This window comes from Achromobacter sp. 1011791174, from assembly GCF_059760925.1.
The window spans coordinates 1-15441 of sequence record NZ_JCBANH010000130.1; the positions used below are offsets into that span (position 1 = coordinate 1).

At 67.9% G+C, this 15441-nt stretch carries 12 protein-coding genes and 1 tRNA gene; 8 read left to right on the plus strand and 5 right to left on the minus strand.

Translation table 11 applies throughout. From position 1 onward, the window contains the following. Together AC6LJ5_RS27985 and AC6LJ5_RS27990 are read left to right on the plus strand one after the other, a co-directional pair. Positions 1 to 851: hypothetical protein (locus tag AC6LJ5_RS27985; protein ID WP_498142218.1), on the plus strand; the 851-nt coding region annotated here is incomplete at its 5' end. Positions 852 to 900: 49 nt separating this feature from the next. Continuing rightward, the gene (locus AC6LJ5_RS27990) at positions 901 to 1512 is read left to right on the plus strand and encodes a tRNA-uridine aminocarboxypropyltransferase (RefSeq protein WP_103273566.1); all 612 of its coding nucleotides are present in this window, start codon (positions 901 to 903) and stop codon (positions 1510 to 1512) included. Positions 1513 to 1772: 260 nt separating this feature from the next. On the opposite strand, the gene AC6LJ5_RS27995 is transcribed toward AC6LJ5_RS27990, so the two are convergent. After that, positions 1773 to 1857, minus strand: a tRNA-Leu gene (locus AC6LJ5_RS27995). A gap of 234 nt (positions 1858 to 2091) precedes the next feature. Here AC6LJ5_RS27995 and rnr point away from each other — a divergent pair. Then, the gene (gene rnr / locus AC6LJ5_RS28000) at positions 2092 to 4539 is read left to right on the plus strand and encodes a ribonuclease R (protein ID WP_103273567.1); all 2448 of its coding nucleotides are present in this window, start codon (positions 2092 to 2094) and stop codon (positions 4537 to 4539) included. A 208-nt stretch (positions 4540 to 4747) separates the two neighbouring features. Here rnr and AC6LJ5_RS28005 read toward each other — a convergent pair whose 3' ends face one another. Together AC6LJ5_RS28005 and AC6LJ5_RS28010 are read right to left on the minus strand one after the other, a co-directional pair. Next, entirely contained in the window at positions 4748 to 5761 is a 1014-nt protein-coding gene (locus AC6LJ5_RS28005) for a Bug family tripartite tricarboxylate transporter substrate binding protein (RefSeq protein WP_498142219.1), read from the minus strand. Between the two features lie 149 nt (positions 5762 to 5910). After that, a complete protein-coding gene (locus tag AC6LJ5_RS28010) occupies positions 5911 to 6846 on the minus strand; it encodes a 4-hydroxy-tetrahydrodipicolinate synthase family protein (protein WP_498142220.1) in 936 nt (311 codons plus the stop codon). 232 nt (positions 6847 to 7078) lie between these two features. On the opposite strand from AC6LJ5_RS28010, the gene AC6LJ5_RS28015 reads away from it, so the two are divergent. The 5 genes from AC6LJ5_RS28015 (at position 7079) to ftsB (ending at position 13405) form a co-directional block, all read left to right on the plus strand. Then, on the plus strand, positions 7079 to 9385 hold the full coding sequence (locus tag AC6LJ5_RS28015; RefSeq protein ID WP_498142221.1) for a molybdopterin-dependent oxidoreductase: 2307 nt from the start codon (positions 7079 to 7081) through the stop codon (positions 9383 to 9385). Positions 9386 to 9566: 181 nt separating this feature from the next. Further along, the gene (gene pyrG / locus AC6LJ5_RS28020; protein ID WP_103273190.1) at positions 9567 to 11222 is read left to right on the plus strand and encodes a CTP synthase; all 1656 of its coding nucleotides are present in this window, start codon (positions 9567 to 9569) and stop codon (positions 11220 to 11222) included. Positions 11223 to 11319: 97 nt separating this feature from the next. Continuing rightward, positions 11320 to 11604 carry a DUF1330 domain-containing protein gene (locus AC6LJ5_RS28025; RefSeq protein ID WP_498142222.1) on the plus strand — a complete coding sequence of 95 codons (285 nt, stop codon included), beginning with the start codon at positions 11320 to 11322 and terminating at the stop codon, positions 11602 to 11604. A gap of 4 nt (positions 11605 to 11608) precedes the next feature. Next, entirely contained in the window at positions 11609 to 12895 is a 1287-nt protein-coding gene (gene eno, locus AC6LJ5_RS28030; RefSeq protein WP_006393534.1) for a phosphopyruvate hydratase, read from the plus strand. A 69-nt stretch (positions 12896 to 12964) separates the two neighbouring features. Then, a complete protein-coding gene (ftsB, locus tag AC6LJ5_RS28035; protein ID WP_103273193.1) occupies positions 12965 to 13405 on the plus strand; it encodes a cell division protein FtsB in 441 nt (146 codons plus the stop codon). A gap of 53 nt (positions 13406 to 13458) precedes the next feature. Here the strand turns inward: ftsB and AC6LJ5_RS28040 are convergent, their stop codons facing one another. Both AC6LJ5_RS28040 and hslO read right to left on the minus strand, forming a co-directional pair. Further along, complete coding sequence (locus AC6LJ5_RS28040) at positions 13459 to 14157, minus strand: TadE/TadG family type IV pilus assembly protein (RefSeq protein ID WP_498142223.1); 699 nt, start codon at positions 14155 to 14157, stop codon at positions 13459 to 13461. 286 nt (positions 14158 to 14443) lie between these two features. After that, positions 14444 to 15373: an Hsp33 family molecular chaperone HslO gene (gene hslO, locus AC6LJ5_RS28045; RefSeq protein ID WP_392410590.1), complete on the minus strand. Its 930-nt coding sequence runs from the start codon at positions 15371 to 15373 to the stop codon at positions 14444 to 14446. Between the last annotated feature and the right edge of the window lie 68 nt (positions 15374 to 15441).

Sequence of the window (15441 nt, forward strand, 5' to 3'; positions counted from 1 at the left end):
ATGCGGGGATGGGTATGTGGTACCTTGGCGGCCGGTGGGCAGGCCCATCCGCGCCGCGCGGCCATCTGGCCTGGTTCCTTGCCAGCCGGCGTCAACTCGTGGAACTCTACATCAACGCCATGGCAAGCTCTCCCGAGTGTCTTCTCCAGCAATTCATCGAGGACGAATCCTCGGCGCTTGGGCGCGGCGAGCGAGGCGCCTTCTACCCCGACAACCATCACCTGATCACGCCGCTGATCGTTCGCGCGCCCAGGCTCTTGTCCGAGGAAGATCGGGTCGAGCTGTATTTCCACCTGCTCAGGGGGAATGTGTGCCCGTCGATCAAGACGGAAGGCGAGTTCGAACTGCTCCGCGCGGCCCATGCGCGCGTGCTGCCGCTGCAGTCCGAGGGCTACCCGGTGTGTACGCTGCCACGCGCCCGGGGCTTGTTTCTTTTTGGCCTGGATGATCGGGGCGCGTTGCCGGACGAACCGCCGGCCGCGCTGGCGTCCTATATCGGACATCTGGCGTTCTGGCGCTATGCGGACTCGTTCTGGCACATGCCGGGAATGCTGAAGAAACGCGCAAAGTTCGTGGAGCTTGCGCAGGATGGGGCGCGGCTTGCCCGCGTCCGGAAAGTCCCGCTCGGCATGCGGCTGCGCGAGGACCTGCCGATGGCGACGTGCCTGTGGTTCTGGTCATTCGTTTTCCTGGCGCTGCAGGACGAGGCGGCGGGGGCGGAAGTGGTCGACAAGATCCTGGCCGAGGATGTTTCCGTCGAGGATGGGGAATTGATCCGTTCCTGCCTGCTGCGATATCTGGCCGCGTCCGAGCGGCCCGGGCTGGCGGCGCGTGTCGAGGCGCGTCCGTGACGGGCGGGCGGCTATCCGGACGGCTATCTATATCTATATAGTGTCGGCCATGTTCCGTTCCGTCTGTCTGCGCTGCAAGCGCCCCGAATCCCATTGCCTGTGCGCGTCGATCCCGGCGCTCGCGCCGCGCACTCGCGTCGTGGTGCTGCAACACCCGAGCGAAGCGCGCCATCCGCTGAACACGGCCCGGCTGGCCGTGCTGGGGCTGGCCGGCGCGCGCCTGCTGGTGGGGGAGCGCTACACGCCGCAGGACTGGATGGCGCCCGGCTACGCGCCGCACCTGCTGTTTCCCGGTCCCGGGGCGCGGGTGCTGGGGCAGGGTATGGACGGCGGCGAGCCGGCGCGGCCCATCCAGCTGATCGTGCCCGACGGCACCTGGACGCACGCGCGCAAGCTGGTGCGCCTGAATCCCGAGCTGGCCGCGCTGCCGCGCGTCATGCTGCAGGAGGGCCTGACGTCGCGCTACCGGGTGCGCCATGCCGACATCGACGGCGCCCTGTCATCCATCGAGGCCATCGTGCATGCGCTCAACGCGATCGAGGCGCCGGCGCGTTTCGACGCGCTGCTCGATCCCTTTGAACGCATGATCGATCTGCAGATCGAGGGCATGGGAGAGCATCTGTATGCGCGGCATCACCTGATGCGCAAGCCACGGCGCTAGCGTGGTGGCGGCAATGGTGCATTTTTTTGCCTGTGCCTGTGCCTGTGCCTGTGCCTGTGCCTGTGCCTGTGCCCGTGGCCGTGGCCGTGGCCGTAGGGAAGGGCGTACAGCGTGGGCAGGGTGTATATCGCGACCAGGGCGCCCGCCCGGCATCGTCCAAATACCAGGGCGCAAAGCAAAAGCCCCGGAATCTTGCGATTTCCGGGGCTTTGAGCCTTTTATTTTCAGAACGAAATGAATTCGTGCTGAGTAGAATTCCGTGGTGCCCAGGAGAGGACTCGAACCTCCACACCTTGCGGCACATGGACCTGAACCATGCGCGTCTACCAATTCCGCCACCTGGGCACTGAATAAAGAGATGTCAGGACTTTGTGATACGCTGCCGTTCAATTCAGTCAAGACTACAGTCTTGCTGATTCAAACTTTGGTAGCGCCGCGATCACACTATTTTTTCGGTTGGTCTTACAATCTGGTTTTTGAAACACAGCTTGCAAACTTCACCGGCCCTTCTCTTTCGCTTTCAGTGTTCAGCCTTGGGCGAACCACAGAAGCTGCGCATTATATACGGAAATTTTAGCTTTGGCAAAACGATCGAATAACGACTCGAATAACAATAGATCAACCTCCTTGCCCGAAGCGCCTCCCGACTTCGATCCTGATGTTCCGTCTCGCGAAGCCATATTGAAGGCGTTGCGCGGCGCGGGGGCGCCCTTGTCGCCGGCCGAGCTGGCCGAGCGCATGGGCGTCGAGCGCGAGGCGACCATGGTCGGCTTCGAGCGCCGCCTCGCCGCCATGGAACGCGACGGCCAACTGATGCCCAACCGCAAGGGCGTGCTGCTGCTGGCCACCAAGCTGGACTTCGTGGCGGGCAAGGTGCTGGGCCACCGCGACGGTTTCGGCTTCCTGCTGCGCGACGACGGCGGCCCGGACCTGTTCCTGTCGCCGCGCGAGATGCTCAAGGTGCTGCATGGCGACCGCGTGCTGGTCAAGCCGGGCGGCGAGTATCGCGGCAAGCCCGAAGGCACCATCGTCGAGGTCATCGAGCGCCGCACCAACAAGCTGGTCGGCCGTTTCCTGCATGAGCATGGCCTGTCCATCGTGGTGCCGGAAGACCAGCGCATCAAGCACGACATCCTGATCCCGCCCAGCGACACCAACGGCGCCCAGCACGGGCAGGTGGTGTCGGTCGAGATCATGGCGCAGCCCACCCGCCACACGCAGCCGCTGGGCCGCGTGTCCGAGGTGCTGGGCGAGATCGACGATCCCGGCATGGAGATCGAGATCGCGGTGCGCAAGTTCGACGTGCCGGTGGAATTCTCCGAAGCCGCCCGCAAGCAGGCCGCGCGCCTGCCCGACGTGGTTCGCAAGAGCGACCTGAAAGACCGCGTCGACCTGCGCGACGTGCCGCTGATCACCATCGACGGCGAGGACGCCCGCGACTTCGACGACGCCGTCTACTGTGAGCCGGTTGAACTGGGCACGGGCCAGCGCAAGCGCCCGGGCTGGCGCCTGCTGGTGGCGATCGCCGACGTCAGCCACTACGTGCGGCCCGGCGACGCGCTGGACGATGACGCGCTCGAGCGCGGCACCAGCGTCTATTTCCCGCGCCGGGTCATCCCGATGCTGCCGGAATCGCTGTCCAACGGCCTGTGCTCGCTGAACCCCGAGGTGGACCGCCTGGTGCTGGTCTGCGACATGGTCATCCCGGCCAGCGGCGCCAAGGCCGGCACGGTCACCGCCTACCAGTTCTACAACGCGGTCATGTACTCGCATGCCCGCACCACCTACACCAACATCTGGGCCGCGCTGCAACAGCCCGGCGGGCCGGCCGCGCATGCCATGCGCTCGGTCATGCCGCAGGTGCAGCACCTGTACGAGCTTTACCAGCTGCTGGCGCAGGGCCGCAAGAAACGCGGCGCCATCGATTTCGACACGGTCGAGACCAAGATCGTCTGCAACGAGCTGGGCCGCATTGAGCAGATCGCGCCGTCGGTGCGCAACGACGCGCACAAGCTGATCGAAGAGTGCATGCTGGCCGCCAACACCTGCGCGGCCGACTTCATGACGCGCAGCAAGCATCCCGGCCTGTACCGCATCCACGAAGGCCCGACGCCGGAACGTCTGCAGTCGCTGCGCGAGTTCCTGCGCACCATGGGCCTGTCGACGCTGGGCGGGGGCGAAACGCCCACGGCCAAGGACTACGGCGACTTCCTGGACAGCGTGCGCGGCCGTCCCGATTACCAGCTGCTGCAGACCATGTGCCTGCGCTCCATGCAGCAGGCCATCTACAGCCCGGACAATCTCGGCCACTTCGGCCTGGCCTATCCCGGCTACAGCCACTTCACGTCGCCGATCCGCCGCTATCCCGACCTGCTGACGCATCGCGTCATCAAGGCGCTGCTGGCCGGCCAGCGCTATGTGCCCAGCCTGGACGACCACGCGGTGGTCATCGGCCGCACCCAGCGCGAGCACGAGCACGCCATCTGGGAAAAACTGGGCCTGATGCTGTCGGCCTGCGAGCGGCGCGCCGACGAAGCCTCGCGCGACGTCGAGGCCTGGCTCAAGTGCTGGTTCGTCAAGGAGCGCGTGGGCGAGGACTTCAGCGGCACGGTCACGGGCGTGGCCAGCTTCGGCATCTTCGTCACGCTGGATACGCTGCACGTCGAAGGGCTGGTGCATGTGTCGGAACTGGGCGGCGAGTACTTCCAGTTCAACGATGCGCTGCACGAGCTGCGCGGCGAACGCACCGGCATGCGCTACCGCCTGACCGACAAGGTGCAGGTGCAGGTGTCGCGCGTGGACCTGGAAGCGCGCCGCATCGAGTTCCGCCTGGTCCAGGGCACCAGCTTCGACGCCTTGCGCAAGGCGGCGGCGCGCGGTCCGGACGACGGCTCGCGCCGCGTCAAGAAGGCGGCGGCGCCCAAGCCGGCGGCCCTGAAGGGCCAGACCGCCAAGGTGCGCCGCGCCGAGGCCAAGAAGGCCGGCCGGCCCGCCAAGCACGCGGCGGCGAAAAAGCCAAAAAGGTAGGCCCACCCCCGAGGCGCTGCGCGCCTCCCCCCTCAAGGGGGCGCCGCGACGGACCGGCAAAGCCGGCTCCGTGCGGCCCCGCTTGGAGAGGCACTGCCATATTGCGATCGGGCGCGACTTTCGCACCTCGCGTAGACACAGTCGAAGACACAAGGCCGGCGTCATATGGCGCCGGCCTTGTCGCATCGAGTGCCGGACTGGCTTGGTCCTATTCGTTGATCTCGATCTTCGACTGCTCGATGATGGTCTGGTAGCGCTTCATCTCGGCGTTGATGAAGCGGCTGAAATCGGCGGAGTTCTTGACCGCGGGTTCAAAGCCCAGCCCGCCGAGCTGTTCCACCACCTTGGGCGTGGCCATGATCTTGGCCGACGCCGCTTCCAGCTTCTTGACCACCGGCGCCGGCAGCTTGGCCGGGCCCCACAGGCCGTACCAGGAATAGAACTCGAAGTTCTTCTGGCCCTGCTCGCGCATGCTGGGCACGTCGGCCAGCAGCGGGCTGCGCTCGGCGCCCGTCACCGCCACGGCGCGCAGCTTGTCGGCGCGCACCATGGGCAGCGAGGACAGCATCGGGTCGAACAGCGCGTGCACCTGGCCGCCGATCAGGTCCGACAGCGCCGGGCCGCCGCCGCGATACAGCACGATCGGGATCTGGCTCAGGCCGTTCTCGTGCAGGAAGGAGGCCGCCGCCAGATGGCCGGCCGAGCCGAAGCCGGTGGTGGCGAACGAGTATTTCTGCGGATCGGCCTTCAGCGTCTTGACCAGCTCCTGCACGTTGTTGGCCGGCACCTTGGGGTTGATGCTGAAGATCAGCGCGCCTTGCGCCAGTTCGCTGATGGGCGTGAAATCCTTGACCGCGTCGAACTTGATGGTCTTCTTGTACAGCAGCGGATTGATCGCATGAATGGACGCGTTCAGGTACAGCGTGTAGCCATCGGGTGCCGCGCGCGCGACGTAGGCCGCGCCGATCATGCCGGAAGCGCCGGCGCGGTTTTCCACCACCACGGACTGGCCCAGCTCCTTGGCGAGCTGCTCGGCGTAGATGCGCGCCACGCCGTCGACCGAGCCGCCGGGCGGATGCGGCACCACCAGCGTGATCGGGCGCTGCGGATAGGCATCCTGCGCGGAGGCGGCGGCGGGCGCCAGGGTGGCGGCCAGCGCCAGGGCGGGAACCAGGGATTTGAGCAGCGCCAGCGGCGCGCGGTGGGAAGCGGAACGGGACATGGCAGGATTTCTCGGGCAAAGGGGGGGCGCGGCGGGTGCGTGCGGGCATGCGGCGCCGCGCGGGGCGGGCGCCCGGTACGCGGCGGCATGCCGGATTCGGATTCGAGCCGGCGGCCTCGCCGCCGCCGGCCGGGTTCAGGCGGCCGGGATCAGGCCGCCTTCAGCTGGGCCGAGCTGAAACCGTACTTGGCGTCCAGCCCCAGCTCGCGCACGATGCGCAGGCCCTTGGCCAGCGCCTCGCCTTCCAGGCCGCGCAGCGGGCGGCGCAGGTCGCCCACGGGCAGGCCCACGGCCTTCATCAGCGATTTGATCGCGACCGGGTTGATGGCCGAATACGAGTAATGCAGCATCGGCAGCAGGCCCAGATAGCCTTCGCGGAAGCTCACCGACACGTCCGGCGTGTCCCAGGGGCGCGAGATGGCGGCCATCTCGGCCGGCGCGATGTTGCCGGTCATGTTGGCGGTGCCGTGGCCGCCCAGGCTCATGGTGGGGACCACCAGGCCCAGGTTGGGCGAATCGCAGCACATCACCGACACATCGGGACGGCCGCGCAGCACCTGCGCCACCTGCCCGACGCGGGTGGTGGATTCCTTGTGCACCACGTAGTTCGGGTGCTTGAAGATGCGCAGCAGCTGGTCCCAGTGCAGGTCGCTCTTGACCCGGGGCGGGTTGTTGTAGATGCCCAGCGGCAGGTCGGTGGCGTCGGCCACTTCGAGGAAGTAGGCCTCGGTATCGGCTTCCGACGCGCAGATGTAGGCCGGGGCGGCCAGGATGGCGCCGTCGGCGCCGTTCTCGCGCGCGAACTTCAGGTATTCGATGGTGGTGTCGGTGTTGTTGCCGGTGCAGCCGTAGAACAGCTGCATCTTGCCGGTCTTCATCTTGGCGGTCTCGACGATGACCTGGCGGCGCTCTTCGGGCGACAGCAGCGAGACCTCGCCGGTGGAACCCATGATCAGCACGGCGGCGGTGCCGTGGTCTTCCTGGAACTTCAACAGGCTGCGAAATGCGCTGAAATCGACGCTGCCGTCACGGTTGAACGGCGTGACGATGGCGACGAAGGACCCCTGGATCTTGTTTTTGCTCATGACCTACTCCAACAGATTGGACTGCCTTGTGAGTCAGGTGTCGCGCGGTCGGTGCTGACGCCTGACCATTCCCCTTGCTGCTTTCGCAGTATAGAAAGACCGGTCCCGAAAAATTTTCTATTTTCCACAGTTCAGAGACGGTCTAAAGACAATTATTTTCTAAGTTGATGCTGCTAAGTTATGAGAATTTCCCCAACAATACGGCTTTTGTTGCAGCCGCCGGGAGGATTCCATGGCCGACACGATCTCCCGTTTTCCCACTCTGTCGCACTGGGGCGCCTATACGGCGGTGGTGCAGGGCGGCCGGCTCGCGGGCTGCGAGCCCTTCGCCCATGACCAGGCCCCGTCCCCGCTTATTCATGCCATGCCCGATCTGGTCCATTCGCCGCTGCGGGTGGCGCGGCCCAGCGTGCGCGCCAGCTGGCTCAGGCATCGCGGCGCGCCCGAGCTGCGCGGCGTCGAGGGTTACGTCGAGGTCGAATGGGACATGGCGCTGCGGCTGGTGCACGAGGAATTGCAGCGCGTGCGCGCCGAGCACGGCCCGGCTGCGATCTTCGGCGGCTCCTATGGCTGGTCCTCGGCCGGCCGGCTGCACCATGCCCGCACGCTGACGCACCGATTCCTCTACGCCGGCGGCGGCTGCGTGGACCAGGCCGGCAATTACAGCTGGGGCGCGGCCCAGTTCCTGCTGCCGCACATCATCGGCACCTACGCGCCGGTGACGGGCCGCGTCACCGACTGGAACAGTGTGGTGGGCAATACGCGGTTGCTGATCGCCTTTGGCGGCATCGCGCTGCGCAACACGCAGATTACGTCCGGCGGCGCAGGCGACCATCCCACGCCCGGCTGGCTGGCGCGGGCGCGCGCGGCCGGCATGCGGACGGTGATCGTGAGCCCGTCGCGCGGCGATGCGCCCGAGGCGCTGGATGCCGAATGGGTGCCCATCCGACCCAATACCGACGCGGCCCTGATGCTGGGCATGGCGCACACGCTGTTGTCCGAGGGCCTGCACGACGCGGATTTCGTGGCGCGCTGCTGCAACGGCTTCGAGACCTACGCCGACTATGTGCTGGGCCGCGCCGGCGGCCAGGCCCGCACGCCGGAATGGGCGGAAGGCGTCTGCGGCGTGCCGGCGGCCACCATCCGCCGGCTGGCGCGCGAGGCGGCCGGCTGCCGCACGCTGCTGACCTGCGCCTGGTCGCTGCAGCGCAGCCATCGCGGCGAGCAGCCGTACTGGGGCAGCGTGGCGCTGGCCGCGCTGCTGGGCCAGATCGGCCTGCCCGGCGGCGGCTTCGCCTTCGGGCATGGCTCGATGAACGGAGCCGGCAATCCCCGGCCCGACCTGCCCGCGCCGGAAATGCGCGCGGGCCGCAACCCGGCAGGCGTCTCGATTCCCGTGGCGCGCATGGCCGACATGCTGCTGCATCCCGGCCAGCCCTATGAATTCAACGGCCGCGGCGGCGTCTATCCGGACATCCGGCTGGTGTACTGGGCCGGCGGCAACCCCTTCCATCACCACCAGGACCTGAACCGGCTGGCGCGGGCCTGGACGCGGCCCGAGACCATCATCGTGCACGAGCCCTGGTGGACGCCGACCGCGCGCCGCGCCGACATCGTGCTGCCGGCCACCACCACGCTGGAGCGCAACGACGTGGGCGGCTCGTCGCGCGACCGTTACATCCTGGCGATGCGCCAGGCGCTGGCGCCCGTCGGCCACAGCCGCAACGACTTCGACATCTATCGCGAGCTGGCGGCGATGGCTGGCTTCGAGCAGGTCTATACCGAAGGCCGTGACGAGATGGCCTGGATCCGCCATATCTACGAACAGATGCGGCCGGCCTGGGAGGCGCAGCAGCTGACGCTGCCGGATTTCGACGCCTTCTGGGAGCGCGGCCACGTGGCGTTGCCCGAGCCGCCGCGCGACTTCGTGCTGTTCGAGCAGTTCCGCGCCGACCCCCAGGCGCATCCGCTCAAGACCGCCTCGGGCAAGCTGGAGCTGCACAGCGAGGCGCTGGCCGGCTTCGGCTACGCCGATTGCCCGCCGCATCCGGCCTGGCTGCCGCCGGCGGAATGGCTGGGCGCCGAGGCCGCCCGCGAGTGGCCCCTGCACCTCGTGACCTGCCAGCCGGCGGGCCGGCTGCATTCGCAGCTGGACCAGTCGAACGCCGCGCGCGAGGCCGAGATCGCCGGCCGCGAACCGGTCCGCATGCATCCGGCCGACGCGGCCGCGCGCGGCATCGGCCAGGGGGACGTGGTGCGCCTGTACAACGAACGCGGCGCCTGCCTGGGAGGCGCCGACCTGGACGAGGGCGTGGCGCGCGGCGTGGTGGTCATGGCCACGGGCGCCTGGTTCGACCCGCGCGACGCGTCGCTGGAGCGTCACGGCAACCCGAACGTGCTGACCCGGGACGAGGGCACCTCAAGGCTGGCGCAGGGCTGCAGCGCGCTGTCGGCCCTGGTTCAGGCGGAAAAATGGGCCGGCGGGCCGGAGCCTGTGCGGGTGTTCGAGCCGCCGGCGCTGGCGCGACTGGCGGGCTGAACCCGGCGCGCGGCCGCCCGGCCTGGCGGGCGAAGGGGGGCGATCGGCCCGCAAGCCGCGTCCCGCCTGGACGCTGCCAAATGTTACGCCTGGCGGCTAAGGGGAAACCCAAACTCGCCGCGCCGCCCGGCTATAATCCAAATTTCCCGCACGCGCCCGCTCGTCCCGGGCGCTCATTACGATGACCAAATACGTATTTGTCACCGGCGGAGTGGTGTCTTCCCTGGGCAAGGGCATCGCCGCCGCGTCGCTTGCAGCCATCCTCGAGTCGCGTGGCCTGCAGGTCACCATGCTCAAGCTCGACCCCTACATCAACGTCGATCCGGGCACCATGAGCCCGTTCCAGCACGGCGAAGTGTTCGTCACCGAAGACGGCGCCGAGACCGACCTGGACCTGGGGCACTACGAGCGCTTCGTTTCCGCCCGCATGCACAAGGTGAACAACTTCACCACCGGGCAGATCTACGAATCGGTGCTGCGCAAGGAGCGTCGTGGCGACTACCTGGGCAAGACCGTCCAGGTGATTCCGCACATCACCAATGAAATCCAGGACTTCATCGCCCGTGGCGCCGATGCCGCCTGGAATGGCAACACCGATGTGGCCATCGTCGAGATCGGCGGCACCGTGGGCGACATCGAGTCGCTGCCGTTCCTGGAAGCCGCCCGCCAGATGAGCCTGCGCATGGGCCGCAACAACGCCGCCTTCGTGCACCTGACGCTGGTGCCGTTCATCGCGTCCGCCGGCGAACTCAAGACCAAGCCGACCCAGCACTCGGTGCAGAAGCTGCGCGAAATCGGCATCTACCCGAATGCGCTGCTGTGCCGCGCCGACCGCCCGATCCCGGACGACGAGCGCGCCAAGATCTCGATGTTCTCGAACGTGCCGCTGGACGCGGTGATCTCCGTCTGGGACGCCGATTCCATCTACAAGATCCCCGCCATGCTGCACAAGCAGGGCGTGGACAACATCGTCTGCGAAGCGCTGGGCCTGAACCCGCCGCCGGCCGACCTGTCCATGTGGGACAACCTGGTCGAGGCGCTGGAGCATCCGCAGCACCAGCTCACCATCGGCATGGTCGGCAAGTACGTCGACCTGACCGAGTCGTACAAGTCGCTGACCGAAGCCCTGGTGCACGCCGGCATACACACGCGCTCGAAGATCAACATCGAGTACATCGACTCGGAAGACATCGAGACCCGCGGCACCGACCAGCTCAAGCACCTGGACGCCATCCTGGTGCCGGGCGGCTTCGGCAAGCGCGGCACCGAGGGCAAGATCGCCGCCATCCGCTACGCCCGCGAGAACGGCGTGCCCTACCTGGGCATCTGCCTGGGCATGCAGCTGGCCGTGATCGAGTTCGCTCGCCATGTGGCCGGCCTGGGCGGCGCCAACAGCACCGAGTTCGACCCGTCCGCGCCGCATCCCGTGGTGGCCCTGATCACCGAGTGGATGGACCGCGAAGGCAAGGTCGAGAAGCGCGACAACTCGTCCGACCTGGGCGGCACGATGCGCAAGGGCGCGCAGCGCGTGCCCATCAAGCCGGGCACCCGCGCCCAGAGCATCTACGGCGACGAGGTCAACGAGCGCCATCGTCACCGCTACGAGGTGAACAACGTCTACGTGCCGCGCCTGGAAGAGGCCGGCATGGTGATCAGCGCGCGCACCCCGAGCGAGAACCTGCCGGAAATCATGGAACTGCCCGACCACCCCTGGTTCGTCGGCGTGCAGTTCCACCCGGAGTTCACGTCCACGCCGCGCGACGGCCACCCGCTGTTCTCCAGCTATATCCGCGCCGCCATCGAGCACAAGGCTCGCCGCGGCGGGCAGGGCGCCTGATGCGGTTCCGCGGCCCGGCCTCGCGCTTGCGCACGGCCAGGGCCGCGGGCAATTTCGCTGGCGCCCTTCATCCACGCAACCGCTCACAAGGAACCCCATGAGTGCCTATCTGATCGCCGATGTCTCAGTGACCAAGCCTGCGCAATACGAGGATTACAAGCGTCTGTCCACGCTCGCGATGCGGGCCTACGACGCCAAGATCCTGGTGCGCGGCGGCGAATCCAAGGTGCTCGAGGGGCGTGAACCCGGCCGCACGGTCGTCATGGAATTCCCCTCCATGGGCGCCGCGCAGGCCTTCTACGACTCCTGGCAGTACCGCCGGGCCCGCAATGCCCGCGAAGGCGCGGCCGTCATGAATATGTTTATCGTTCAGGGAATGTAAAGTCATGAGTGCAATCGTCGACATCATCGGCCGCGAAATCCTCGATTCGCGCGGCAACCCCACCGTGGAATGCGATGTGCTGCTGGAATCCGGCGCCATGGGCCGCGCGGCCGTGCCGTCGGGCGCGTCCACCGGCGCCCGCGAGGCCATCGAGCTGCGCGACGGCGACAAGAGCCGCTACCTGGGCAAGGGCGTGCTGCGCGCCGTCGAGAATCTCAACACCGAGATCTCCGAAGCGCTGATGGGCCTGGACGCGCAGGAGCAGACCTTCGTTGATCGCACCCTGATCGAGCTGGATGGCACCGAGTCCAAGGAACGCCTGGGCGCCAACGCGCTGCTGGCCGCCTCGATGGCCGTGGCCCGCGCCGCCGCCGACGAGTCCGGCCTGTCGCTGTACCGCTACTTCGGCGGCAGCGGCCCCATGAGCATGCCCGTGCCGATGATGAACGTCATCAACGGCGGCGCGCACGCCAACAACACGCTGGACCTGCAGGAACTGATGATCCTGCCGGTGGGCGCGGGCAGCTTCCGTGAAGCCCTGCGCTGGGGCGCCGAAGTCTTCCACATGCTCAAGAAGCTGATTCACGGCCAGGGCATGTCCACCGCCGTGGGCGACGAGGGCGGTTTCGCCCCCAACGTGGCCAGCCACGAAGCCGCGATCCAGCTGATCCTGAAGGCCATCACCGAAGCCGGCTACGAGCCGGGCACGCAGATCGCCCTGGGCCTGGACTGCGCCAGCTCCGAGTTCTACCGCGACGGCAAGTACACGCTGGCTGGCGAAGGCGGCATCTCGCTGTCCTCGCAGGAATTCACCAACCTGCTGGCGACCTGGTGCGACAAGTACCCGATCATCTCGATCGAGGACGGCATGGCCGAAAACGACTGGGACGGCTGGAAGCTCCTGACCGACCAGCTCGGCAAGAAGGTGCAGCTGGTGGGCGACGACCTGTTCGTCACCAACACCAAGATCCTGCGCGAAGGCATCCAGAAGGGCGTGGCCAACTCGATCCTCATCAAGATCAACCAGATCGGCACCCTGACCGAGACCTTCGCCGCCATCGAAATGGCCAAGCGCGCCGGCTACACCGCCGTCGTGTCGCACCGTTCGGGCGAAACCGAGGACTCGACCATCGCCGACATCGCGGTGGCCACCAACGCCATGCAGATCAAGACCGGTTCGCTGTCGCGTTCCGACCGCATGGCCAAGTACAACCAGCTGCTGCGCATCGAGGAAGAGCTGGCTGAAGTGGCCTCCTACCCTGGCCTGGAAGCTTTCTACAACCTGCGCTAAGGTAGGCGCGGCGGCCTGGCGCAACGCCCGGCCGCCGCCGTATGACACGACTGCTGAGGGTTCCCGCGTATGCGCCTGCTGTTCCTGGTGCTGTTCGTGCTGCTAGGCCTGATCCAATACCCGTTGTGGATGGGTAAGGGCGGCTGGTTCAAGGTCTGGGATCTGCAACGCCAGGTGGCGGCGCAGAAAGAGACCAACGAAGGCCTGCGCGCGCGCAATGCGGCGCTGGAAGCCGAAGTGCGCGACCTGGATGGGGGCACCGGCGCTGTCGAGGAACGTGCGCGCGGCGAGCTGGGCATGATGCGGGAAGGCGAGGTCTTCGTGCATATCCTGCCGCAGAACGCCACGCCGCCGGCGGGCGGCGCATCGCTGGCCACCGAGGCGGTCGCCAAGCCCGCCGCCACGCCGGCCCGCGCCGGCTCGGGCGCGCCGGCCAGGCCGGCTGCCGGCGCGGCAGCGTCGCAGGGCAGGCCCGCCGCCAGCCAATCCGGTTCGGGCGCGCGTCACTGATCGCTCTCGCACCATCGCCGCCCCTGGGCTGACGTCCCGGACGGGCCGTGGCGTCATCCGCAGCGCAGCCTGCGGCAGGCTCCCGACACCATGCCCTCGGGCCATGGTCGCAAGCGCGACCAATCGGCCGGATGCGAGTGCATCTCCATGTCCAGTTCCACCACGATCGGCAGCAGGCCGCGCGCCAGCGCCTGGCCGGCGTACCCACGCGCGTCGTCGGCCGCCAGGCCAGGAGTGAAAGCCGCGCCCTGGCGTGCTGGCGGCGTCTGCGCGCCACGCGCCAGCGCGACCAGCAGCGCCCGCAGCGGCGCGGACAGCGGCTTGTGCAGATAGGTCAGCCGCAAGGACAGCGTATTGGCCTGGAAGATGTCCGTCGCCTGGCCCGGCGGGCGGCGCGCGTGTTGCAGATCCTGGTAGTCGTTGTCGATTGCTGGCAGGCCCGGCGCCGGGACGATTCGAAGCCCCGGCCTGGCGTGCAGGCGGAAGTCGCGGGCGTCGGGGCGCAGCACCTCGATGCGCCACGGATGCGCGTCCGCCAACAGCGCCGCCTCGCGCAGGGCGCGCGCCTGACGCGACGCGTCGCCGCCATGTAGCGGTCGCAGCGCCTGGACGAAAGCCGCTTTCATCGTCGCCGGTGCGGCATGCGACACCGCGCCCGCGCGGGCCGCTTCCATCAGCGCCAGCTGGACGGTCTGGCGCACCGTCTGCCACGTTGCGGCTTCGGCCGCCAGCAGGGCGGCGGGCAGCAGCACGGCTGCCGCCAGGGTGAATTCCAGGAGCGCGGTGCCGTGTTGCGGGCGGCCTGGGCGGGGTGGCGCGCGCAGGCTTGGCGAGGCCGGGCAAGCGTGCCGGGCCGGCTTGGCAGGCCTGGCGGGCGCGTCTGGTGTCGCGGGCGGAGCCGGCCGAATGGCGGAAAAAGAAAAGGCGGTCATGGCTGCGCAGTCTGGCGCGGGCATGACCGCCTGTCGATTGGGACAAGCCGGCGTGACGCGATGATCACGCCAGGAAAGGCCGGCCGCGACGGGCCGGCGCGGGCGTTCAGTGGACGGTGGGCGACTCGCTGTCGGCGGCGGGCGTGGCCGGCGTGAACAGCGCGGCGCAGTCCACGGCGTCGAAGCGATATGGCTTGCCGCAGAAATCGCAGGTCACGTCGACCTGGCCGTGCTCGGCCACGATGTCCTGCACCTCGGCTTCGCCCAGCGAGCGCAGCATGTTGGCCACGCGCTCGCGGGTGCAGGGACAGTGCCAGCTGACCGGCAGGGGATCGAACGCCACCAGCGTTTCTTCCCAGTACAGGCGATGGATCAGCGTGTCGATCTCGACCTGCAGCAGTTCGTCGCGCTTGAGCGTGGCGGCCAGCGTGCCGGCGCGTTCCCAGGTCTCGGCGGCGGCCTGCTCGCTGAGCAGCGGCGCCTGTTCGCCGCCGTGCACCGGCAGGCGCTGGATCAGCAGGCCGGCGGCGTGCTCGTCGTCGGCGGCCAGCCAGAGCTGGGTGTCCAGCTGCTCGGACGCCTTCATGTAGTGTTGCAGCGCCTCGGCCACGGTGTCGCCTTCCAGCGGCACGATGCCCTGGTAGGCCTGCTGGCCGGGCGCCTTGCGCTGCGGATCCAGCACCACGATGAAGCGGCCGTTGCCGCCGGGGTTGAGCAGGCTCTGCATGTTGCCGTCGACCGGCACGTCATGGCCTTCGCGCATCTTGACGGTGGCGCGCAGGCTCAGGTCGGAGCGGCACTCCACCACCAGCAGCGCGATCGGGCCGTCGCCCTGGATCTGCAGCACCAGCGAGCCGTCGAACTTGATGTTGGCGGCCAGCAGCGTGGACGCGGCCACCAGTTCGCCCAACAGGTGGGTGATGGCGGGCGGATATTCGTGATTGGCGCGGACGGCCTTCCAGGTGTCGGTCAGGCGCACGGCCTGGACGCGCACGCTGCGGTCTTCGAAGAGATATTTTTTGAGCTGATCGGTCATGCTGGAATGTTAGCCGATCGGGCAGCCGAAAGGCCCTGCCGGCGGCAGGGGCGGGGTGGGTTCCAAGG

What these genes read in the sequence shown, in the direction of transcription:
- AC6LJ5_RS27990 (WP_103273566.1), top strand. Translation starts at nt 901, where the DNA reads ATGTTCCGTTCCGTCTGTCTGCGCTGCAAGCGCCCCGAATCCCATTGC.
- AC6LJ5_RS28005 (WP_498142219.1), bottom strand. Translation starts at nt 5,761, where the DNA reads ATGTCCCGTTCCGCTTCCCACCGCGCGCCGCTGGCGCTGCTCAAATCC.
- AC6LJ5_RS28010 (WP_498142220.1), bottom strand. Translation starts at nt 6,846, where the DNA reads ATGAGCAAAAACAAGATCCAGGGGTCCTTCGTCGCCATCGTCACGCCG.
- AC6LJ5_RS28015 (WP_498142221.1), top strand. Translation starts at nt 7,079, where the DNA reads ATGGCCGACACGATCTCCCGTTTTCCCACTCTGTCGCACTGGGGCGCC.
- pyrG (WP_103273190.1), top strand. Translation starts at nt 9,567, where the DNA reads ATGACCAAATACGTATTTGTCACCGGCGGAGTGGTGTCTTCCCTGGGC.
- AC6LJ5_RS28025 (WP_498142222.1), top strand. Translation starts at nt 11,320, where the DNA reads ATGAGTGCCTATCTGATCGCCGATGTCTCAGTGACCAAGCCTGCGCAA.
- eno (WP_006393534.1), top strand. Translation starts at nt 11,609, where the DNA reads ATGAGTGCAATCGTCGACATCATCGGCCGCGAAATCCTCGATTCGCGC.
- ftsB (WP_103273193.1), top strand. Translation starts at nt 12,965, where the DNA reads ATGCGCCTGCTGTTCCTGGTGCTGTTCGTGCTGCTAGGCCTGATCCAA.
- hslO (WP_392410590.1), bottom strand. Translation starts at nt 15,373, where the DNA reads ATGACCGATCAGCTCAAAAAATATCTCTTCGAAGACCGCAGCGTGCGC.